The sequence below is a fragment of the Streptomyces johnsoniae genome, from assembly GCF_031845565.1.
Classification (GTDB): domain Bacteria; phylum Actinomycetota; class Actinomycetes; order Streptomycetales; family Streptomycetaceae; genus Streptomyces; species Streptomyces johnsoniae.
Window position 1 is genome coordinate 1 of record NZ_JAVREV010000070.1, and the last position, 472, is coordinate 472.

Consider the following 472-nt stretch of genomic DNA (forward strand, 5'->3'; position numbering starts at 1 on the left):
GAGCATACGGCCGGTGGAGTACATGCCGGAGTTGCAGGAGGAGAGCGCGGCGGTCAGGACGACGAAGTTGACGATGGCGGCGCCGACGCCGAGCCCCATCTCCTCGAACGCCTTCACGAACGGCGAGACGCCCGGCTTGAAGGTGGACCACGGCACGACCGACAGGATCATGATCAGCGCGCCGACGTAGAAGACGGCGATGCGCCACGGCACGGTGTTGATGGCCTTGGGCAGCACGGTCTTGGGGTCCTTGGACTCCCCGGCGGTGACGCCGACGAGGTCCACGGCGAGGAAGGCGAACATGACGATCTGGAGCGTCATCAGCATGCCGCCGATGCCGTTCGGGAAGAACCCGCCGTCGTTCCAGAGGTTGGAGACGGTCGCGGTGTCGCCCGCGTCGGAGAAGCCGATGGTCAGGACTCCGGCGCAGATGAGGATCATGCCGACGATCGCGGTGACCTTGACCATGGAG

The 472-nt window shown here is 65.9% G+C and carries 1 protein-coding gene; it reads right to left on the reverse strand.

What is annotated here, in order from left to right; translation table 11 throughout:
* The coding region (locus RM779_RS33310; RefSeq protein WP_311621539.1) for an amino acid permease at positions 1-472 on the reverse strand (472 nt) is incomplete at both ends.